The sequence below is a fragment of the Streptomyces sp. NPDC089424 genome (assembly GCF_044749345.1).
Classification (GTDB): Bacteria; Actinomycetota; Actinomycetes; order Streptomycetales; family Streptomycetaceae; genus Streptomyces.
Window position 1 is genome coordinate 1,213,277 of sequence record NZ_JBIVHU010000001.1, and the last position, 19,331, is coordinate 1,232,607.

19 protein-coding genes are annotated in these 19,331 nt (G+C 73.2%); 6 read left to right on the forward strand and 13 right to left on the reverse strand.

Features of this window, described 5'->3' with window-relative positions:
* The first annotated feature begins 65 nt into the window (after positions 1-65).
* The 4 genes from ACIP2X_RS05325 to ACIP2X_RS05340 all read left to right on the forward strand — a co-directional run bounded on the left by ACIP2X_RS05325 (position 66) and on the right by ACIP2X_RS05340 (position 4,101).
* Complete coding sequence (locus ACIP2X_RS05325; protein WP_401667726.1) at positions 66-605, forward strand: flavin reductase family protein; 540 nt, start codon at positions 66-68, stop codon at positions 603-605.
* A gap of 65 nt (positions 606-670) precedes the next feature.
* Positions 671-1,561, forward strand: a complete 891-nt coding sequence (locus ACIP2X_RS05330) for an NAD(P)-dependent oxidoreductase (protein ID WP_401667729.1) — start codon at positions 671-673, stop codon at positions 1,559-1,561.
* Positions 1,562-1,991: 430 nt separating this feature from the next.
* Positions 1,992-3,269, forward strand: a complete 1,278-nt coding sequence (locus tag ACIP2X_RS05335) for a peptidase (RefSeq protein WP_401667732.1) — start codon at positions 1,992-1,994, stop codon at positions 3,267-3,269.
* Positions 3,270-3,348: 79 nt separating this feature from the next.
* Positions 3,349-4,101 (forward strand): SDR family NAD(P)-dependent oxidoreductase, encoded by a 753-nt coding sequence (locus ACIP2X_RS05340; RefSeq protein ID WP_401667734.1) that lies wholly within the window; start codon positions 3,349-3,351, stop codon positions 4,099-4,101.
* A 69-nt stretch (positions 4,102-4,170) separates the two neighbouring features.
* Here ACIP2X_RS05340 and ACIP2X_RS05345 read toward each other — a convergent pair whose 3' ends face one another.
* The 9 genes from ACIP2X_RS05345 to ACIP2X_RS05385 all read right to left on the reverse strand — a co-directional run bounded on the left by ACIP2X_RS05345 (position 4,171) and on the right by ACIP2X_RS05385 (position 11,705).
* Positions 4,171-5,109: a penicillin-insensitive murein endopeptidase gene (locus ACIP2X_RS05345; protein WP_401667737.1), complete on the reverse strand. Its 939-nt coding sequence runs from the start codon at positions 5,107-5,109 to the stop codon at positions 4,171-4,173.
* 10 nt (positions 5,110-5,119) lie between these two features.
* On the reverse strand, positions 5,120-6,868 hold the full coding sequence (locus ACIP2X_RS05350; RefSeq protein ID WP_401667739.1) for a glycoside hydrolase domain-containing protein: 1,749 nt from the start codon (positions 6,866-6,868) through the stop codon (positions 5,120-5,122).
* Between the two features lie 139 nt (positions 6,869-7,007).
* The gene (locus ACIP2X_RS05355; protein ID WP_401667742.1) at positions 7,008-7,742 is read right to left on the reverse strand and encodes a D-Ala-D-Ala carboxypeptidase family metallohydrolase; all 735 of its coding nucleotides are present in this window, start codon (positions 7,740-7,742) and stop codon (positions 7,008-7,010) included.
* 214 nt (positions 7,743-7,956) lie between these two features.
* A complete protein-coding gene (locus tag ACIP2X_RS05360) occupies positions 7,957-8,460 on the reverse strand; it encodes a hypothetical protein (RefSeq protein WP_401667744.1) in 504 nt (167 codons plus the stop codon).
* A 72-nt stretch (positions 8,461-8,532) separates the two neighbouring features.
* Positions 8,533-8,721: a hypothetical protein gene (locus tag ACIP2X_RS05365; protein WP_401667747.1), complete on the reverse strand. Its 189-nt coding sequence runs from the start codon at positions 8,719-8,721 to the stop codon at positions 8,533-8,535.
* Entirely contained in the window at positions 8,722-9,636 is a 915-nt protein-coding gene (locus ACIP2X_RS05370; protein WP_401667749.1) for a peptidoglycan-binding protein, read from the reverse strand. It abuts the gene before it with no gap.
* Positions 9,633-10,163 carry a hypothetical protein gene (locus tag ACIP2X_RS05375; RefSeq protein WP_401667751.1) on the reverse strand — a complete coding sequence of 177 codons (531 nt, stop codon included), beginning with the start codon at positions 10,161-10,163 and terminating at the stop codon, positions 9,633-9,635. The genes ACIP2X_RS05370 and ACIP2X_RS05375 overlap by 4 nt, the downstream gene beginning before the upstream one ends.
* Positions 10,139-10,996: a MauE/DoxX family redox-associated membrane protein gene (locus ACIP2X_RS05380; RefSeq protein WP_401667754.1), complete on the reverse strand. Its 858-nt coding sequence runs from the start codon at positions 10,994-10,996 to the stop codon at positions 10,139-10,141. Before ACIP2X_RS05380 ends, ACIP2X_RS05375 begins: the two co-directional genes overlap by 25 nt.
* A 7-nt stretch (positions 10,997-11,003) precedes the next feature.
* Complete coding sequence (locus tag ACIP2X_RS05385; protein WP_401667757.1) at positions 11,004-11,705, reverse strand: hypothetical protein; 702 nt, start codon at positions 11,703-11,705, stop codon at positions 11,004-11,006.
* A 154-nt stretch (positions 11,706-11,859) separates the two neighbouring features.
* On the opposite strand from ACIP2X_RS05385, the gene ACIP2X_RS05390 reads away from it, so the two are divergent.
* Positions 11,860-12,825 carry a YihY/virulence factor BrkB family protein gene (locus ACIP2X_RS05390; protein WP_401667759.1) on the forward strand — a complete coding sequence of 322 codons (966 nt, stop codon included), beginning with the start codon at positions 11,860-11,862 and terminating at the stop codon, positions 12,823-12,825.
* Positions 12,826-12,883: 58 nt separating this feature from the next.
* Here ACIP2X_RS05390 and ACIP2X_RS05395 read toward each other — a convergent pair whose 3' ends face one another.
* The 3 genes from ACIP2X_RS05395 to ACIP2X_RS05405 all read right to left on the reverse strand — a co-directional run bounded on the left by ACIP2X_RS05395 (position 12,884) and on the right by ACIP2X_RS05405 (position 16,784).
* Positions 12,884-13,309, reverse strand: coding sequence for a DUF6003 family protein (locus tag ACIP2X_RS05395; RefSeq protein WP_401667762.1), 426 nt, complete (start codon positions 13,307-13,309; stop codon positions 12,884-12,886).
* Positions 13,310-13,346: 37 nt separating this feature from the next.
* Positions 13,347-14,297 carry an NAD-dependent protein deacetylase gene (locus tag ACIP2X_RS05400; RefSeq protein ID WP_401667765.1) on the reverse strand — a complete coding sequence of 317 codons (951 nt, stop codon included), beginning with the start codon at positions 14,295-14,297 and terminating at the stop codon, positions 13,347-13,349.
* Between the two features lie 69 nt (positions 14,298-14,366).
* A complete protein-coding gene (locus tag ACIP2X_RS05405) occupies positions 14,367-16,784 on the reverse strand; it encodes a SpoIIE family protein phosphatase (RefSeq protein ID WP_401667768.1) in 2,418 nt (805 codons plus the stop codon).
* 200 nt (positions 16,785-16,984) lie between these two features.
* Between ACIP2X_RS05405 and ACIP2X_RS05410 the strand changes: the two genes are divergently transcribed.
* Entirely contained in the window at positions 16,985-18,271 is a 1,287-nt protein-coding gene (locus ACIP2X_RS05410; RefSeq protein WP_401667770.1) for an ATP-binding protein, read from the forward strand.
* A gap of 54 nt (positions 18,272-18,325) precedes the next feature.
* Here ACIP2X_RS05410 and ACIP2X_RS05415 read toward each other — a convergent pair whose 3' ends face one another.
* The gene (locus ACIP2X_RS05415) at positions 18,326-19,327 is read right to left on the reverse strand and encodes a MerR family transcriptional regulator (protein ID WP_401667772.1); all 1,002 of its coding nucleotides are present in this window, start codon (positions 19,325-19,327) and stop codon (positions 18,326-18,328) included.
* Between the last annotated feature and the right edge of the window lie 4 nt (positions 19,328-19,331).

Sequence of the window (19,331 nt, forward strand, 5' to 3'; positions counted from 1 at the left end):
CCACACTCGGGCCATCGGCTCACAGGCAACGCTCAGCCATCTCGTTAACGGCAACGGAGGGCATCATGGGTGCATCCACCGCGCAGGACATGCGCGACACCTTTCGCGGAGCGATGGCGCGGTTCACGACCGGCGTCACGATCGTGACCACCGAAACTCCGCGGGGGCCGGCGGGAATGACCGCCAGTGCCGTCGCCTCGGTCTCGCTGGACCCGCTCATGCTGCTGGTGTGCGTGGGCAACACCCTCGCGACCAGGGACGCGATCTCCGACTCCGGGGTCTTCGCGGTGAGCGTCCTCGCCCAGGGCCAGGAGCGCCACGCCCTGCGGTTCGCGAGCCGCTGCGACGACAAGTTCGCCGGTGTCGGGCTGCGAACCGACCACGATCTGCCCGTCGTCGAGGGCGCGGTCGCCCACTTCGCCTGCCGTGTGCGGGAGGAGTTCGCCGGGGGAGACCACACCATCTTCGTCGGTGAGGTCCTCAGCTGCGGCTACGCCGTCGACACCGACCCGCTCGTCTACTTCGGGGGGAAGTTCGGCAGCCTCTGCGACCTCGGTTCCCACGCGCAGCTCGCCTTCGACTGGCAGCTCGCCGCGTCGATGTAGCGCCGCCCCGCCGCCCTCCCTAACCCCTTTGCGCATGCCGCGCACCGCATCACCAGGAGATGAACGTGGACGTATCCGTGCTGGGTCTCGGTCAGATGGGATCCGCGATCGCCGGACGACTCGTCGGCGCGGGCCACAAGGTCGGCGTCTGGAACCGGTCGAAGGGCAGGGCCGACGAGCTGCTGGAGAAGGGCGCCTTCGAACTGGACTCTCCCCGCGAGGCCTGGGACCGGTCGGACGTCTGCATCACGATGCTCGCCGACTCCCAGGCCCTGGCCGACGTCGCACTCGCACCCCACGGAGGGCTCGTGCACGCCGCGGCGGCCCGGGGGAAGACGCTCATCGACATGAGCACGGTCTCGGCGGAGGTCTCCGCCCAGGTGGCCGCCGCGGCCGCCGACGGCGGCGTCGGGTACCTGCGCGCCCCGGTGAGCGGGAACCCGGGAGTCGTGAAGGCCGGGAACCTCACGATCATCGCCTCCGGCGACGAGGACGTCTTCAGCTCCGTCGACTCCCTCCTTCGCGACATCGGCCCCCATCTCTTCCACGTAGGCGAGGGGGAGGCCGCCCGCGTCATCAAGCTGGCTCTGAACCTGATGGTCGCCGGGACGGCCGAACTGCTCGCCGAGTGCGTCGCGCTGGCGGAGGCCCATGCCGTACGACGGGACAAGCTCCTGGAGGTCGTCGGCGCGTCGGCGATCGCGTCACCGCTGGTGAAGTACAAGATCGGGCCCCTCCTTGCGGACGACTACACACCGACGTTCAGCTCGCGGCTCATGCGCAAGGACCTGGACCTCGCCCTCGACGCGGCAGCGGCCGGCGGAGTCCCGCTGCCGGTGACCGGCGTCGTGCAGCAACTGCTCCAGGCGTGCATGTCGACCGGCCTGGGCGAGCTGGACTTCATGGCCCTGCTCGTCCGGCTGCAGCGCGAGGCCGGTCGGACCGTGTCCGTCTGAGCGACCCTGCGACCGGTCGGCGACGGCCTCGGCGCCGTGCTCCGGGTCGGCGGGGCCGATGTGGCGCTCGTACGGGAGCCGAGGCCGAGGATCCGTCGACCGGGGCGGGAGGCCGAGGTCTCGTGCCAGGCCCCTCGGCCCTGCCGGGCACCACTCGTCGGCGCGCGTGCCGACCCTGTGCCGGTGGCATCGGGCCGTTGGCGTGTCGGCCGATGACATGGCTCACAGAAAAAGTGTGGCCTGCGAGGGCAACTGTCGGTGTTCGCGCCTTTTGTTGGTACGCGGTGGGACGTGTGCCGTCCGGTCCCCGCCGAGCGGTCCGCGGTCGGTGGCCGGACCGGTCGTACGATCTCGTGGGCGTCGCGCCGCGTGAGTACTCCGCCGGCGCGACCCCGCTCCACTTTCCCGCCGTCCGACCAGGGGTCTCTTCGTGAACTTTCGCTGTGTCCTCGCGACCGCCGTCGCCGCTGCCGTGACCACCCCGGTGGTCGTCCTCGCCGCCACGCCCGCCGTGGCCGACGACAGGCCGGCCGCGCAGACGCAGCGGGCGCAGCAGACCATTGAGGAACTCGAGCAGGCGGTCGCCCTCGCGCAGCAGGAGTACGACGCGGCGGTCGTCGCGGCGGACGACGCCGTCAAGTTCCTCAGGGAGGACATGCAGGCGGACACCTACCCGGCCAAGGCCGCGATGATCGAGGCCAACAGCGCCGCGGCAGCCGCCGCCCGGGTCAAGGCCGCCGCCGACCAGGCCGTCGTGGACGCCCAGGCCGTGCTGGACGCCGCGACCACCGACGAGGACAAGGCCGCGGCGCGGGCGGCGCTGGAGGAGGCCGGGAAGGCGGCCCAGGAGGCCGCGGCGGCCAAGACGGCCGCCGACACCAGGGCCGCCGAGGCGCGCACCGCCTACGAAGACGCCCGTGTCGCCCAGGCCCGGAAGATCTATCTCCTCCAGAAGGCCAGGGACGAAGCCGAGGCGAAGCTGGACGCCGCGAAGAAGGCGCTGGCGGACGCCGAGGCGGAGCAGGGCGAGGAATGTGTCGCCGAGCCGAGGCTCACGGCGGTCGTGGCGGGGCTGCCGAAGAAGGTCGTCGCAGGCACCACGGCGCACTTCACCCTGCGCGTCACCAACGGCACCGACAGGACGATGGACGAGGTGTTCCCGTACGCCGCCGTCCACGCCTTCGACGCCAAGGGCATCAAGCCGCTCGACTCCTATCTCGACCTGGAGTGGTCGACCGCCGCCAACCCCACGTGGCGTGACGCCGACGCGACGCAGGGGCTGTCGGTCGGCACCCTCAAGGCAAGGGCCTCGGTCGACGTGAAGCTGCGGCTGAAGGTCGACGCCAAGGTTCCGGCGGGCCAGGGCGCCGCGTTCGTCTCGGCCGACTACGTCAACGAGGACGAGTCCTGCGGCGGGTTCCCGGGTGTCGACGACCACGAGTTCCGGATCCTGGCCAAGGGCAGCGACCCGGGCGAGGTCGAGGACGCCGAGGGCGAGCCCGGCGACACCCACGACACCACCCCGCAGGGCGGCGCCTCCACCACCCCGGTGAGCGGGTCCGGCGGCAGCGGCGGCAACAGCTCGCTCGCCGAGACGGGTTCCGGCGACGCCCTCCCGCAGGTCGCCCTCGCCGCCGGTGCGGCGCTGGTGCTCGGCGCCGGCACGACGGTCGTCGCCCGCCGCCGCAGGGCCGGCTCCGAAGCCTGACCCCCCGGACAGCGCCGCCCCGCATGCGGCCTCCTCGCGCGCGCCGGAGAATGGGCGTGGCGGAAAGTGGGAGGTGGCGATGGGGCGGCTCGACGGCAGGACCGCGGTGGTGACCGGCGCGACCAGCGGGATCGGGCGCGCCGCGGCCGTGCGCCTCGCCGCGGAGGGTGCCCATGTGTTCGTCACCGGCCGCCGCGAGCCCGAGCTGCGGGACCTCGTGGCGGAGATCGGGGAGGCGGGCGCGACCGGGGTGGTCGGCGACGTCGCCGTGCCGGCCGACCTCGATCGGCTCTACGGCGCTGTGAGGGAGAGTGGTCGTCGTGTCGACGTGCTGTTCGCCAATGCCGGGGGCGGTGAGATCAAGCGTCTGGAGGACGTGACCGAGCGGCATGTCGACTTCACGTTCGGAGCGAACGTGAAGGGGCTGCTGTTCACCGTGCAGAAGGCGCTGCCCCTGCTGAACGACGGTGCCTCGGTGATCCTCACCGGCTCCACGGCGGGCAGCGGCGGGAACGAGGGCTTCGGTGTCTACAGCGCGTCGAAGGCCGCGGTGCGTTCCCTGTCCCGCACATGGGCCAATGAACTCAAGGCGCGGAACATCCGCGTGAACACCCTGAGCCCGGGCCCGGTCGACACCCCGGGTCTCACCGGGCTCGCCCCGGACGCCGAGCGGGCGCGGGCCCTCAAGGACGTGCTCGTGGCCGGGGTGCCGCTCGGACGGATGGGGCGGACGGAGGAGATCGCGGACGCCGTGGTCTTCCTCGCCTCGGACCAGAGCTCCTTCGTCACCGGGATCGAACTGTTCGTGGACGGCGGTCAGAGGCAGGTCTGACGACCGCACCGGGCGTCCGGCCCCCTCGGGCCCGCGGCCGGCAGGCCCCGGGCCCGAGGGCACCCCCGGCTACCGGTACCGGATGTGCAGATGGTTGTCGTGGTTCGGGTAGCTCGTCGTCAGGCCCTCCGAGATGAGCTGCGGGTCGTTGAAGAAGATCAGCTCGACATGGCCGGGGGCCTTGGCCCGGATCTCCTGGACGAGCTGCCGGGTGGCCGCGCGGTCGTACGTCGACGACTGCCAGGTGATGCGTCCGGCGGTGCACTGTCCCGAGTCCGTACGGATCGGCCACACGTCGATGTCCATCCCGACCTCGTGGCTGGCGTGGCCGGGGATGTCCCCGCCGTGCTCGAACCCCGCGTCACCGACCGGGAGCCGGCCGTTGCCGGTGCCGGCGAACGCGGCGGCCGCGGCTTCGAGCTGGCCCACGGCACCCGCGGTCGCCCAGTGGGCGCCCGCGTTGCCGTCCGGGCTCTGTGCGCACATCGTGCCCGGACCGAAGTCGATGTTCTCGTAGTGCCAGAGCAGGTTCTTCCACGTGGTCGGTCCGACCACGCCGTCCACGCCGATGCCCGCGTGGGACTGGAAGGTGCGCACCGCCGTCTGGGTGGCGGGCCCGAAGGCTCCGTCCGCCGCGAGTCCGGCCCCCCGCTTGGCGTTGAGCAGGGACTGGACCGCCTTCACGGCCGGCCCGTTGTCGCCCTGGCGCACGGTGACGGCCAGCGCGCCCCAGGTGGCGGGCCCGACGATGCCGTCCGCCGCCAGGCCCTTGGACTGCTGGAAGCCGACGACTGCGCTGCGCGTGCCGGAGCCGAAGACGCCGTCCGCGGCCACCGTCCGGCCGTGCGCGGTCAGTAGATGCTGGAGCGCGACGACATCGGTGCCCCGGCTGCCGTTGCTCGTCAGCGGGAACGCGGCCTGGGGGAAGGCCTGCGCGGGGACGCCCGCTCCGAGGAGCAGGCCTGCCACCGCGGCGAACAGCGCGATGATGCGTCCGAGTTGTCTCATGACCCCTGTGTCACCTTCCTGACTGGAGTGCGCCCCAGGTGCCGGGGCCGACGATGCCGTCGACGCTCAGCCCCCGCGAGGACTGGTAGTCGCGGACGGCCTGTGCGGTGCCCGAACCGAAGATGCCGTCGATGCCGACGGTCCGGCCTAGCGCCGCGGTCAGGGCGCGCTGCAGCCGGGAGACGGCCTCGCCCGTCGAGCCGTTCTGGACGGTCGGGGTGGATCCCCGGGACAGCAGCGCGGTCCAGGTCCTCGGCCCGACCACACCGTCGGCCGTGAGCCCCTTGGCGGCCTGGAAGCCGGCGACGGCGGAGGCGGTGTCGGGTCCGAAGATCCCGTCCGGGGTGCCCGGGTCGTGACCGGCGGCCTGGAGCAGGCACTGGGCGGCCTTGACCAGGTCCCCGGTCGAACCGCTGCGGACGGTCGGGTAGGCGGTGAAGTCGAGGTTCGCTCCCGTGCAGCCCGGCTGGGGCGGGGTGCCGCTGCCCACGTCCAGGTAGTCGCGGTCGATGTTGATCGAGTAGCCGCCGTAGGACTCGGTGACCTCGCCCGCGTACTGGTGGATGCGCTGGTGGCCGGACCAGTAGCTGGACGGCACGTAGGAGCCGGTGTTGGTGTCGGCGGCGCCGTTCCACCACGCGTAGAAGATGTGGTCGACGCGCGTGTAGGCGCCGTTGTTGTACTCGCTCGCCGCGTCCCTGATGCCGGAGGCGGCGCTGGAGTAGAAGCCCGACAGGTAGCCGCTGCTGTGCAGCCGCTCGGTCCAGCCGGACAGGTACGACAGCACGGCCGCCTTGCACGAGGCCGTCGAGGTGTACGCCTCGATGTCGCTGTAGAGGGCGCTGCCCGCCGGGATGCCGAGGCCGGCCGCGGCGGAGACGGCGCCCGCGGCGGCGGTGACGCCCTGGGACTTCGCCGTGGCCGGGTCGGAGGACATCCGCAGCGAGTAGCTGGTGCACGGCGCCTGCCGGCCGACGTCGATGGGGATCAGACGCCAGCCGTTGCCGGTCTGGTTGGTCACCCAGCTCGCGGTGAGGTTCGGCTGGGCGCAACCGCGGAAGGAGCCGCTGATGTAGACGCCGACCGCGCTGTAGGGCGAACTGGACTGCCAGGCGTTCATGGCGGCCTGCGAGGGTGCCGTGCAGGCGTCGAAGCCCTTGCCGAGGTACGAGCCCGGCTGCGGGCCGGCGGCGGCCAGGGGAGCGGCGTCGGACCGCCCGCCCGCGCGCGGCAGTTCGGTGTGCTCGGCGCCCGCGGTGAGCTCGGCCGATCCGAGGACGTCGCGCACCAGGCTCTCGGTGGCGGGGGTGTGGGCGGCGGTGACGAGTACTCCGGCGTCCTCGACGGCGACCTGGATGGTGCCGTTGCTGGAGGCGGCGGCCGGGGCGGTCGCCTTGCCCCGCGAGGTCCGCGCGGTGGCGGCCGTCGACTGGCCGGCGGAGCGGGCGGTGATGGGCTGGACGACGATGCCCGCCGTCCGGCCGACGACCCGGGCGGGGCAGTCGTTCTGCTCGGCGGGCTGGCCCACGTAGACGGCGGGCCTGTCGAAGCGGAGGCAGGCGCGGGGGTTCTCGGTCAGGTCGACCACCTGCCAGTCGGCGGGCACGTCGATGCGGTAGCCGTGGTAGGTGACGGTCTGCGAGGTGTCGGGCGAGGAGTCGGCGAGGGCGGGGCCGGGGACCGAGAACGCTCCGACACCGGCGAGCAGCGCCAGTACGGCCGTTCCGGCGCGGACCCGCCAGAGCTTGCGGGACGACATCAGGGCACTCCAACTCGGTGCGGGGGAGAGTGGGGGAGTACGGCACGGGCGGGCCCGTGCCGTGCCGGGACGAGTGGAGTGCGTCCCGGCACGGCGGCCGGCCCGGTGCCGGGTCGGGCGGTGCGTGGGGATGCGCCGGTCAGATGCCGCAACTGGGCGCGGACCAGGAGCGGCTGGTGCGTCCGTCCAGGTGGGTGTGGTCGTCGTGGCCGGGGTAGCCGGGGCCGAAGATGCCGCCGAAGCCGTGGTAGCGGCCGCGCTGCGCGAGCTGGCAGAACGACGGGTTGCCGACCACGTCGGCGGCGTCGCCGTACAGGTGCCGGCTGTTGGAGGCCCCGCCCACCGCGCTGTTGCAGGCGTGCGAACGGAAGCCGCTGGTCACGACGATCGGGACGTCACCCATCGCGCGCCGCATGGCCTCCAGCTTCCACATCGTGCGCAACGCGTTGGACTTGGCCGTCGCCGCGCTGACCGCTCCGCCGGAATAGTCGGAGTTGCACTTGTTCAGCTCGGCGTAGGTGAAGTGGATCGGCGTGCAGTCCGGGTCCTGGAGCGCGTAGATCTTGCTGAAGGTCTGGGGACCCGCGACCCCGTCCGCCCCCAGCCCGTACGCCTGCTGGAACTTGGCGACCGCGGCCTTGGTGCGGGGCCCGAAGTTGCCGTCGACGGACAGGATCTCGCCGAAGTCGACATGTCCGGCCACCCGGATCTGCAACTGGGTGACGTCGGCGCCCGTCATGCCCTCCGACAGGGTGCGGTTCCAGGTGTAGCACTCGTCGGCCTGGGCCGGGCCGGCCGTCACCAGCATGCCACCCGTGAGGGCGGCCATGGTCATGACAACCGAGAGAAGTAGTCGGACCGTACGTCTCAGCATCGTGCCTCCGTCTGAGTCCTGATGAGCCACAGGGAACTGAGCCCGAGTCTGGCGCCGGGAGCCCGGGCGTGTCCACACTGTCACCAGCTGCCACAGGACCAGACCTTCGGCACAACTCGACGACGTACAGGGGCTGTTGTGCTCTCCGGGCAAGGGTCCTCGGTCAAGGGGGCGCCGCCACCTCCGCCCCTTGGGGGGCGGGCCTCGCGCGACGCTAGCCGAGCACCGCGAAAGCGGCGGTGGCGATCAGCGCGGAGCTGAGCACGGTCATGCCGGTCAGTCGTCGCGCGAGCCGGTCGTCCCAGTGCTCCCCGTCGCCGGAGAGCCGGCGCAGGGCCGGGGTGAGTGCCCGGCCCGCGCCGAAGCCGGCTCCCGCGGCCAGCGCGGGCGCGGCGGAGCCACCGGACAGCAGCACCGCGACCGCGATCGCGTACGGCGCGCTCGCCGAGACGTAGGTACGCACACCCGTACCGAGTTCGAAGCCGAACTGCAGCGCCCCGCGCGCCAGATGACGGCGCAGCACGTCCTGCGGTATCTGCCGGGCGTTCTGCGGCAGCCGGAGCCTCAGCCTGCCCGCGTCGCGCAGCGCGGCCAGCACGGCCGCGGCCACGACCAGTCCCTGCCGCACGCCGGCCGGCAGCGGGGTGAACAGGCCGGACAGCAGCCACAGCACACCGGCCGTCAGCACCCCGCCGGTGAGCAGCCCGAGGGTGAACACGCCGAGGACGACTGCCTGGCGGTACGTCGCTCGCCAACCTGGCGAGGCCAGCGCGAACGCGCTGTTACGCGTTCAAACGGAGCCGGACAGCGAGTAGCCGGCAAGCCCGCCGGTGATCGCCCAGGTCAGCAAGGGTGCGTGCAGGACCGCGGCGACGGCCGCGATCCCCAGGACCGCGACCGGCACGGCGGGGTCGGTGAGCCACACCCGTACGGCGGGGACGCCGTGCGGCCGGGCCGCGCGAGCGCCGGTCCCGCTCATCTAGACCGTCCCGGTCAGCGTGCGCCAGGTGTTCTGGCCGACCACGCCGTCGGCGGTCAGGCCGTGCAGGGACTGGAAGGCGACGACGGCCTGCCGGGTGAGGGTGCCGAAGTTGCCGTCGACGTTCAGCGCGTACCCGTGCTTGTTGAGCTGCCGCTGGGCGCCCCGGACGGCGTCGCTCACGTCACCCTGACGCACGGTGGCGACCAGCAGGGGCCAGGTGGCCGGGCCGACGCTGCCCGTGGGGCTCAGCCCGTTCGCCGTCTGGAACTCCTCCACCCGGGCCTCGGTGTCCGGCCCGAACACGCCGTCCACGCCGGTCGGGTGGCCCCGGAAGGTGAGCAGGTGCTGGACGGTGTGGACGTCGGGTCCGGTGGCGCCGCGGCTCGTGGTGGGCCAGTTGACGGAGCCGGGACAGCCGCACTCGGTGGTCCAGCGGCAGATGGACTTCACCCAGCCGGAGCCGGTGTTGCGGTACCCGTCGTGGCAGCGCCGCTCGATGCCGCAGCCGCAGTTGCCGCAGGCCGCGCTGTACGCCCACAGCCAGCCGTCGTAGGTCCCGGCGTAGCACTGGTTGGGCCGCAGCGTCCAGGTCACGCCGTCCGACCGGTGGAAGCCGGTGTTCGTCCCCGACGTCACGCAGGCGTCGGCGTAGACGGTGCTGGGCCCGCAGCCCGGCGAGCAGTTGTGGTCCGCGGCGTAGCTCGGGCACGCCCCCGTCCAGATGTCGTAGCCGTCGGCGTACGCCTGCCGGGCGGCGGAGAACACCCCGAGCGCGGCGAAGCCCACGGCGGTGGCCGCCTGCAGGACCGTGCGCCGGCGCGGCGCGAAGGACGGCACGTCCGCGCGCCAGGCCCGGGAACGGCCGGCGCTCGCCGACCGGCGCAATGTGGGTACGTCGTCCAGGGAGGTCATGGCCGGCTCCTCGGCGTCGCGGGGTGGATGTCGTCGAGCAGTCGCAGCAGGGCGGTGGCCGAACCGAGCGGCTCCGCACGCGTGACGCGGCCCGCCGCGTCCACGGCCACCGCGTACGGGGTCGCGGGGATGTCGTACGCCGTGAACAGCTCCGGGCGGTCGCCGAGGACCGTGACGGCGCTCCCGGCGTCGCGCGGCACGGGGCCCGCGTACAGTCCGAGCACCTGGGGGGCGGCGTCGCCCTGGTGCACGGCCCAGGCGCGGGCCTCGGCGAGCACCTCGCCGCAGGTGCCGCAGTCCGCGTCGAGGAACAGCAGCAGCGAGGCGCGGTCCGTCCGCAGCAGGCCGTCGAGACCTGGGGCGGTGAGCCCGGGCGCCGCCGCGCCGGGTGCGAGCCCCGTGCGCCCGGGAAGGTGCGGCTGGGCGCGCGACAGCTGGTGCACCTGTCTGACCAGACCCGAGACGACCAGCGCGAGCAGCGCGATCGCCGCCCACGAGACGATCACCGCGCTGGTGGTGAAGTCCATCGCGTCGACACTCCTTCGGCAGTTCGGTGCACGGTGGCTTCGGCCGGCGGGTGAGCGGAGCCGGTGTCCGTCCGGGGCGCGGCGTCCGGCGCCGTCCCGTGGGGGGTGATCATGTCCAGGCCGTGTGAGGTGGCCGCCGTGGGCCGCTGTGCGACCGTACGGGGTGCGGTGGTCGTCGTCGGCCCGTGAGCCGTGGTCGTGCCCGGCCGGCGTGCCGGGGGCGTCGTCGGCCCCTGTGCGGTGGGCCTGTCGGGCCGGTGTGCGGCGGTCATGGCCGCCGGGTGCGTGGTGGTCGCGGCCCGGCCCTGTGCGGCGGGCTCGTGCATCGCGGCGGGCAGGGTCCACAGCAGGACGGTGCAGGCGAGGGCGGCGAGCAGGAGCGTGACCAGCTCCGCCGCCGACACCCGCAGCGGCCCTGCCCCCGCGAGCACCGCGCCGGCCGTCGCGAGACAGGCGAGCGCGGCGGCCCGCCGCGTCACCCAGCGGCTCAGGGGCACGTCCCGGCGTGAACAACCGCACGGGCCCCCGCGGCCGAGCGCGAGAACGTGCCGGGTGTAGCCGGCGTAGAGCCCGAAGAGCGCGGTCGACGCGGCGAGCACGGCCTGCAGCGCCCGCACCTGTCCCCCGAGCAGCGCGGCCGCGCCGGCCGCCCCGAGGACGCCCTCCGCGAGCGGCAGGGCGACGGAGGCGGCCCGCCGAAGCCGCGCCCCCAGCACCCCGTGGACCCGCAGCGCCTCGCCCAGGGCACCAGGACCGGCGGCATGGGAGCCCGCGCCCACGAGAAGGGTCAGCGTCACGATCATGGCGGTCAGCCCGCCCCAGAAGGAGGTCACCGCCGGATCACCCGGTGCGCCGCAGCGTGAGACGCCCGACGACTTCGGGCACCCGCTCGACGGAGGTCGACGCCAACGGCACGACTGTGGCCCAGAGTTCGCTGGAGGCGATCACGAAGAACGGGCTGCCGTCCGAGAGCGTGTCGCGGAACAGCTCACCGGAGGCGACCGACACGCCCTTCCAGGGCGGAAGCTGGGCCGTGTGCTCCTTCGTCCGCCGGGACAGCTCCAGCAGCCCGAGACCGGGCACTTCCTTGATCACCGTCGCGGGCCGCGCGAAGGCACTTCCCGCCGACGGATCGGGCCCGAGGCTCAGTCCGTGCTCGTTCTCGGTGATGCGCACCGACCTGAGCAGCCCGAGCACTTGGGCCGTGCCGAGGCCGTAGAGCCGGGTCACCAACGAGTGGCGCTCCCCGCGCCACACGACGAGCGACGGGCGTTCCACGAGCCCGGAGCGCGCTTCCCGCTCGACCGACTCATGGATGCGCAACGTGCCCTTCTGGAAGGTGAGTTCGGAGTCGGGTGCGCCGATGCCGAGCGAGTCGGCGACGTCGGCTCCCAACGTGGCGGGCCCCGCGGTGAACTCGACCAGCCGGCCGCCGGCCACCACCTCGACGGCGGAGGTGCAGGGCGCCTGGAGGTCGAGTTCGCCCTCCAGGCGATATGTCGCGCCGTCGAGGGCGCGGTGAGTGACGAACGGTGCGACCATGTTCATCCTCCCGGGGGTGCGGGCGCCTGAGCGACGCCGCGACCGCAGAGGAACCTAGGCAAGAGACATGAACCTGTCAATCACTTCCGTCAGGTCGTACGGGAAGGTCGACGGGGCAACAGGACAGGGAGCCGCCGTACGACAAGGAGCGTCCATGGGAACCGCCGTCCACGTCCCGCAGACCAGGGACATGATCGGGGAGGAGCTCTCGGGAGACGAGGCCTTCGCCGCCCTGCGCCACTACGGGGGTCTGCGGCTGCTGACCGACTCCTTCGCGCGCTTCCGCTACGCGGACGGCTTCACCAACGCGCGGGCCCTCGCCTTCCAGGTGGTGCTGGGGCTGGTCCCGTGCGTCGTGGCGCTCGTCGGACTCGCCACCTCGGTGCACACCGAGGCCCTGGGCCGGACCATCGAGCTCACGCTAGGCCGGATCGTGCCGGGTGCCAGCGCGGCGATCGTCGAGGACGCCTTCGAAGGGACGCGGCGCACCGCGCACGGCGACGTCTGGAGCACGCTCGCCCTGTGGCTCGGCCTGGGTTTCGCGCTGCTGAACCTCGCCTCGGCCATGGGCCAGATCGAGCGCGGCGCCAACCGTATCTACGGCATCGAACGGGACCGCCCCTTCCCGCGCAAGTACGGGCGGGGCATCGTCCTCGCGCTGGCCGCCGGTCTGCCGCTGGTCCTGGGGTTCGTCGCCCTCGTCGCCGGAGAGGCCGTGGGCGACGCGGTCGCGGACACCGCCGGCTGGGAGGGCGGCGGGCCCCAGTGGTGGGGCGTGCTCGACATCCCCGTCGGGCTCGCGCTGGCCTGGATGGCCTCGGCCGTGATCTTCCGCTGGTCGCCCCGCCGGGACCAGCCCGGTTACACCTGGCTGGCCTTCGGCTCGGCCGTGCACCTCCTGCTGTGGGTCGCCGCCACCTGGCTGCTCGCGCTGTACGTCGAGGAGAGCGGCGCCTTCGGCGCGGTGTACGGGCCGCTCACCGCCTTCATCGCGCTGCTGCTGTGGGCCAACCTGACCGCGATCGCGCTGTTCCTCGGCATCGCGTTCGCGGCCCAGCTGGAGGCGGCCCGCGCCGGCATCGTGTCCCCGGTCCGGCCGGATCCCGGACCGGGTGCGTGAAGCGCGGGGCGCGTGAGGCGAATGGCGCCCGCGGACGGCGGGCGAGGCCGCCGCGTCGTCAGCGGGCCGCCGCCCCGGTCACCGTCGCCGGGTCGACCCCGGTCAGTTCCACGATGCGGTGCGGTGGCACACCCGCGGCCAGCGCGCGGCCGATCAGGCCGTCCCGGCCGTCCGCGTAGTCGCGGTAGGTGAGCAGTTCCTCCTCGATCGCGGCGAGGGACTGCGGCGCCATCCGGTGGCGGACCAGGTTCAGTTCCTCCTCGCTCAGCCGGAGAGGCAGCCGTTCCGCACCCTCGGGCACGGCGCCCCTCTCCTCCGGCGGCAGCAGGCGAAGGTGCGGGGAGGTCACCGAGCTGTCCTGCGCGGCCAGCCACGCGCGGACCGCGGGGGTGTCCAGCGACGGGAGGTCCCCGACGGCCGCGGGCGCCACGCCGAGCGGCGTGGTCGCGTCGTCGAGCAGGAACAGGTAGGCGTCGTCGGTCATCCTCGGCTCCACTTCAACGGGGGTGGTCGACGTCCCTTTACCCCGCCGCGCCCGCCTCAGCGCCGAACTCACCCGACCGAGCGCCGCCGTCCGACCGCTGCGCGTCCCGCACCATGACGCCCAGCCGGTCGGCCAGCGTGGTGAGGGCCGCTCCGAGGGGGAGCGTGGCCCGGACGAGGGCGTGCCGGTCGCCGCGGGTCGGGTCCCGGTTGATGATCAGCACCGGCTTCCCGGCGTCCGCCGCCTGGCGGACGAACCGGAGCCCGGACATCACCGTCAACGAGGAGCCCAGGACCAGCAGCGAGGCGGCCTCACGGACCAGCCGGCGGCACTCCTCGACGCGCGGCGGCGGAACGTTCTCGCCGAAGAACACCACGTCCGGTTTGAGGATGCCGCCGCAGACGGTGCACGGGACCACCTGGAAGTCCCCGACCTGTTCGTCGTCGAGGTCGGCGTCACCGTCCGGGTTGATTCCGGCGGCCACCGGCGCGAAGCCCGCGTTGGCCTCCTCCAGCCGCCGCGCCAGTTCGTGGCGCGAGCTGAACGTGCCGCAGCCGAGACAGACGACCCGGGCCAGGCTCCCGTGCAGTTCCACGACGTCCTCGCTGCCGGCGGACTGGTGGAGCCGGTCGACGTTCTGGGTGATCACCCCCGACAGCAGGCCGTGCCGCCCGAACGCGGCCACGGCCCGGTGCCCGGCGTTGGGGCGGGCGCGGCCGAAGGTCCGCCAGCCGAGGTGGCTGCGCGCCCAGTACCGGCGCCGGGCCCGCTCGCTGCCGGTGAAGTCCTGGTAGGTCATCGGGGTGTGCCGGCTCAGGCTCCCGCCCTCGCCCCGGTAGTCGGGGATGCCCGACTCCGTGGAGATCCCCGCCCCGCTCAGCACCAGCACACCACCGGCGCGCAGCGCGTCGGCGACCGGCTCCAGGTCCGTGGTGCCCGGCGGCAGGTCACCGGTAGGGGTCCAGCTCAAGGTGGGGCGCATGCGCATGCCGCAAGGGTACGGAACGGACCGCCGGTGGGCGCTGCCCACCGCGGTCCGGCTGGGTGTGGGCGCCACTCAACCACCGTCACCGGTCGCCGCCGGCCCCGAGGGCAGCAGGAGTTCCGCCCACACGCACTTGCCCGTCGAGGTCCCACGGGAGCCGTGGCGCGAGGCCAGCGCGCCGATGATCGCCAGGCCGCGTCCCTCCTCGTCGTCCGGCCCGGCGCTGACCGTCCGCACCGCGTTGAGGCTGGTGTCGAAGACCTCGCACACCAGCACCTGGTCGCGGATCAGTCGCAGCCGCAACGGCCCGTCCGCATGACGCACGGCGTTCGCCAGCAGCTCGCCGACGATCTGCTCCGCGGCGGGCACCAGCCGTTCCAGCCCCCACGCCATCAGGGCCCGCACGGCGGCCGCGCGCACCTCCCCGACGGCGGACGCGTCGGCGTCCAGTTCCCACTCCATGACCTGGTCGGGACCGAGGGAGCGGGTCCGTGCCAGGAGCACCACGACGTCGTCCGCCTGCTCGCCGGGCGGGATGGTGCCGACCACCGCCGAGCGCAGGTCCTGCAGCGGCGCTCCCGGCCGCTGGGTCAGGGCCGCGCGCAGCCGGTCCAGCCCGAAGTCGATGTCGCGGTCCCGGGTCTCCACGAGGCCGTCGGTGTACAGGACGAGCGTGCTGCCCTCGCTCAGCTCCATCTCCAGGTCCTCGTACGTCTGCCCGCCGACACCGAGCGGTGCCCCCGCGGGGATGCCGAGAAGCGTGACGTCCCCGGAGGGGTCGACGAGCGCGGGCGGCGGGTGGCCGGCCCGTGCGGCGCAGCACCGCCGGCTGACCGGGTCGTAGACGATGTAGAGGCAGGTGGCGCCGGTGATGGTGGTGGGCATCGTCTTCGAGTCGAAGTCCTCGGCCGCCAGGCGGGCCAGCAGGTCGTCGAGGTGGGCCAGCACCTCCGCGGGGGACAGGTCCAGGGCGGCGAGGGTGATCATCGCGGCGCGGATCCGTCCCATGCCCGCCGCGGCGCTGATGCCGTGGCCGACGACGTCGCCGACCACCAGCGCGATCCGGGCGCCGGACAGCTCGATCACGTCGAACCAGTCGCCGCCGACCCCGCCACGCCGGTCGGACGGCAGATAGCGCCACACCACGTCCAACGCGTTGCCGCCGCTCGGATTGCGCGGCAGCAGGTCGCGTTGCAGGGCCAGGGCCGCCGTGTGCTCCCGGGTGTAGCGGCGGGCGTTGTCCAGGCTCAGCGCCGCCCGGCTCACCACCTCCTCGGAGACCATGCGGTCGTTCTCGTCGAACGGCACGGGGGTCTCCGTGCGCACGAGCACGGCGACGCCCAGGATCTCGCCACGGGCGTGCATGGGTATCACCAGCATGCTGTGCATACCGAGCGAGATGATCTTCTCCAGCCGTCCCGCGTCGTGGTTCAGCCACGAACCCGGCGAGACGTCGAGGACGGGCTCCAGGTAGGAACGTCCGGTGGCCAGCACCTGGAGGAACGGCGAGTGCGGGGGGACGTACACCGCTTCGCCGCGCGCCCAGAGGGATTCCGGGACGCCGGGGCGGATCGAGGCCATGCCGCCGCGGTGAAAGGCCGGGACGGCGCCGGAACCGGTCGTGCCCAGCCGCGCGAGGGGCTCGTCGCTGAGTTCGGCCGCGTCCGCGAGATCGACGGTCACGTAGTCCGCCATCGCCGGCACGAGGACGTCGGCCAGGTCCTGGGCGGTCTGCATGATGTCCAGCGTGGTGCCGATGCGGGTGCCCGCCCGGCTCAGCAGCGTCACCCGCTCCCGCGCCCGCCGTGAGGCGGTGACGTCGACGTTCGTCGAGCACACCCCGGGCTCGCCGTCCCGTGCGTTCGCCACCGGGAAGACCGACAGGGCGTAGGTGCGGCGCCAGCGATGGTCGCGCTGGTCCAGCTCGCGGTCGATCACCGGGACGCCGGTCTCCAGGACCTGCCGGAACAGCGCCCTGACCTGTGCGGTGTCCGCGTACAGCGGCGACTCCTGCAACGGCAGGCCGAGCCGCCGCGGCCAGGTGGGCCCGTAGGCGCGCGCCAGGGCCGCGTTCAGCCACACCATGCGCAGCTCGGAGTCCCAGACCGCCGTCGGGAACGGACTGTTCTCGGCGACCGACACCGCGGGCGTCGACTCCGCCGCCCCCAGTACCGAGATCAGCCAGTCCACCGCCCCGTTCGCCCCTGGAAGCGCGGACACCCGCAGACCCACCTGCACGGACCGCCCGTCACGGCGGAGCAGCACCGTCCGTCCCGCCCACTCCTGGCCGAACCAGCTCGCACTTTCGCCGGGGGAGGCCGCCAGCCGCTCGGCGGGTCGACCCAGGATCTCCTCGGCCCGATGGCCGAGGAGGTGTTCGGCGGCGTCCGTCCACCGGATGACCGTGCCATCGCGACCGACGATCGCCAGCGGCGCGCCGGCGTCGCCGTACGCCGTACCGGCACCGGACGCGGCGTCGAATTGGGGCACTTTTCTAAGCTAGGTCTGCCGTCTTGCGCCTGCAAAGCGGCACTCACGGGTGCATGTCAAGGGAGGCAGCGGTCCACGCTACGGGGCGTTGCGCAGGGGAAGACGCCGAGTAGTCGCTCGGCGTGCGGCGGCAGTTGTCGCGGCACCCCGGGCCCCGGCGGGTGACAATGGGACTTTCTGCGCCTGAAGAGGTGGTGGTGATGCCCGCTTGGCATCTTCGCGACTATCACGACGAGGATCTGGACCAGGCGATCCAGGTCTGGGACCAGAGCCGCCAGGCAGGCCAGGACGCCCGTGATCCGGTGTTCCCGGTCTCGGAGGTGATCGCCGCCGCGAAGGCGGGACAGCCCGCGGTGGTCGCCGTCGTCGGAGACGAACTGGTCGGCATGGCGATGGCACAGGCGTACGGCAGACGCGGGTGGGTCCTGCTGATCGCGCTGGCGCCCCGGTGGCGTGAGCGCGGGATCGGCAGCGCCCTCCTGGCAGAGCTGGAGCGGCGCCTGCGGGCCGTGGGCGTACGGCATGTCAGCGCCCTGCTGCCCCCGGGTGCCGCCGGGACCAAGGCACTGGAGAACTCCGGTTACCGGTACCGCGACGACCTGACCTACTACGAGAAGGTCGACCCGCCCGGGTCCGCCGACGCCGACGTCCTGGCCGCGCTGGGCGGGCGGGTACTGCCCGACGGCCTCTGGGACGCCATGGCCGGCATGAACCGGGAGAAGCAGGTGGTCGAACGCCGGGTCGTGCTGCCGCTGCAGGAGCCGGCGCTGGCCGACCGCTACGGTGTCGTCCCGCCGAAGGCGACCATTCTGTTCGGCCCGCCCGGAACCGGCAAGACGAGCTTCGCCAAGGCGGTGGCCTCCCGGCTCGGCTGGCCGTTCGTGGAGCTGTTCCCGTCGCGGCTGGCGGCCGACACGAACGAGGGGCTGGCGACGGCGCTGCGCGAGGCCTTCGCGGAACTGGCCGAACTCGACTCGGTCCTGCTCTTCATCGACGAGGTGGAGGAGATCGCCGGAGCGCGTTCGGGCAAGGCGGTCGACCCCGGGCACGGGGTGACCAACGAACTACTCAAACTCATCCCCGTCTTCCGCGAGCAGGACGCGCGGCTGCTGGTCTGCGCCACCAACTCGGTACGCTCCCTCGACGCGGCCTTCCTGCGTCCGGGCCGCTTCGACTACGTCATCCCCATCGGGCCCCCGGACCCGACCGCCCGCTCGGCGATCTGGGCCCGCTACCTCAGGGCCGCGACCGACGCCATCGACGTCGACCGACTGGTCGCGGCCACCGAGTTGTTCACCCCGGCCGACATCGAGTTCGCGGCCCGCAAGGGCGCGCAGGCGGCCTTCGAGCGCGAGGTCACCGACCGCCAGGGCCTGCCGGCGACCACCGACGACTACATGACGGCCGTCGCCGACACCCGGTCCACGCTCACACCACGGCTCATCGAGGAGTTCACGCAGGACATAGAGAAGTACAGCCGCCTCTGAGACGAGCGTCGCAGCTTCGCGTCGCGGCGGGTGTCGCAGGGGCGCGTGCCTTCCCTAGCGCGACCGGCGCAGTGTGAGGACGTACGTCGCGGTGAGGGCCACGGCGCGGTCCTCGTCGTGCGTCAGGTCCGCGAGGGCACGGGAGGCCGTGTCCCCCGGGATGTCCGCGAGGGCCTGCGTCAGTCGTCGGCGTGCGGGCGCGTGGACGGTACCCCGGTCGAGGCAGGCCACCAGTCCGGTGGCGATCGCGTCCGCCGACCCGGGATCACTGGCCAGCGCGCTCAGCGCATCGGCGGCGTCCACGTCGTTCACCTCCTCGACGATCATCTCGATCAGCGTCGGGACCGCGGCCGCCACCCCCCGTGCCCCGAGCGCGAGCGCCGCACCGCGGCGAACGACGACGTCGCCGTGGCTGAGGGCGTCGTGCAGCACCGCGGTCGTCGCCGCATGGTCGGGCATCTCGGCGAGGGTCCGGACCGCACGCTCGCGCACCGCGGCGACCGGTGAGTCCAGGCCTCGTGCCAGCAGCCCGAGCCCGCCGTCGCCCGACCGGGCGAGGGCCCAGCGAAGGGCTCCCGCCACGTGCGGGTCCGACTCGCTCAGCGCCGCCTCGGCCAGGACCTCCACCGGCACCCCCTCGACCGCCGACAGCGCGGCGCGCTGGCGCTTCCCGGCGCTCTCCGACCCGAGGCCCTGAAGGAGTGCCACGGTCTGCAGGACGTCCTCCCAGCCGGCGGGGTCCGCGGCTCCGATCCTGCCCAGCCGCGTGAGCAACTCCTCCTCGCTCGCGATGCGTTCGCGCGTCCGGCGGATCAGGTCGTCGACCAGCGCCGACGGCTTGAACCCGGGATCGTCCAGCGCCCGACCCACCTCGCGCAGCGACAGCCCCAAGGACCGCAGGCTCTCGATGTGGAAGATGCGCCGGATGTCCTCGCCGGAGTACTCCCGGTAGCCGGCCCCGGTGCGCCCTGTCGGCCGCAGCAGCCCGAGCGACTCGTAGTGCCGGAGCATGCGGGCGCTGACCCCCGACCGCCGCGCCACCTCACCGATCAGCACGTTC

Bases quoted from the DNA above. Each gene is read 5' to 3' on its own strand.
- ACIP2X_RS05395 (WP_401667762.1), bottom strand. From the start codon at position 13,309: ATGACCGACGACGCCTACCTGTTCCTGCTCGACGACGCGACCACGCCG.
- ACIP2X_RS05340 (WP_401667734.1), top strand. From the start codon at position 3,349: ATGGGGCGGCTCGACGGCAGGACCGCGGTGGTGACCGGCGCGACCAGC.
- ACIP2X_RS05350 (WP_401667739.1), bottom strand. From the start codon at position 6,868: ATGTCGTCCCGCAAGCTCTGGCGGGTCCGCGCCGGAACGGCCGTACTG.
- ACIP2X_RS05345 (WP_401667737.1), bottom strand. From the start codon at position 5,109: ATGAGACAACTCGGACGCATCATCGCGCTGTTCGCCGCGGTGGCAGGC.
- ACIP2X_RS05410 (WP_401667770.1), top strand. From the start codon at position 16,985: ATGCCCGCTTGGCATCTTCGCGACTATCACGACGAGGATCTGGACCAG.
- ACIP2X_RS05375 (WP_401667751.1), bottom strand. From the start codon at position 10,163: ATGGACTTCACCACCAGCGCGGTGATCGTCTCGTGGGCGGCGATCGCG.
- ACIP2X_RS05325 (WP_401667726.1), top strand. From the start codon at position 66: ATGGGTGCATCCACCGCGCAGGACATGCGCGACACCTTTCGCGGAGCG.
- ACIP2X_RS05370 (WP_401667749.1), bottom strand. From the start codon at position 9,636: ATGACCTCCCTGGACGACGTACCCACATTGCGCCGGTCGGCGAGCGCC.
- ACIP2X_RS05390 (WP_401667759.1), top strand. From the start codon at position 11,860: ATGGGAACCGCCGTCCACGTCCCGCAGACCAGGGACATGATCGGGGAG.
- ACIP2X_RS05400 (WP_401667765.1), bottom strand. From the start codon at position 14,297: ATGCGCATGCGCCCCACCTTGAGCTGGACCCCTACCGGTGACCTGCCG.
- ACIP2X_RS05385 (WP_401667757.1), bottom strand. From the start codon at position 11,705: ATGGTCGCACCGTTCGTCACTCACCGCGCCCTCGACGGCGCGACATAT.
- ACIP2X_RS05355 (WP_401667742.1), bottom strand. From the start codon at position 7,742: ATGCTGAGACGTACGGTCCGACTACTTCTCTCGGTTGTCATGACCATG.
- ACIP2X_RS05365 (WP_401667747.1), bottom strand. From the start codon at position 8,721: ATGAGCGGGACCGGCGCTCGCGCGGCCCGGCCGCACGGCGTCCCCGCC.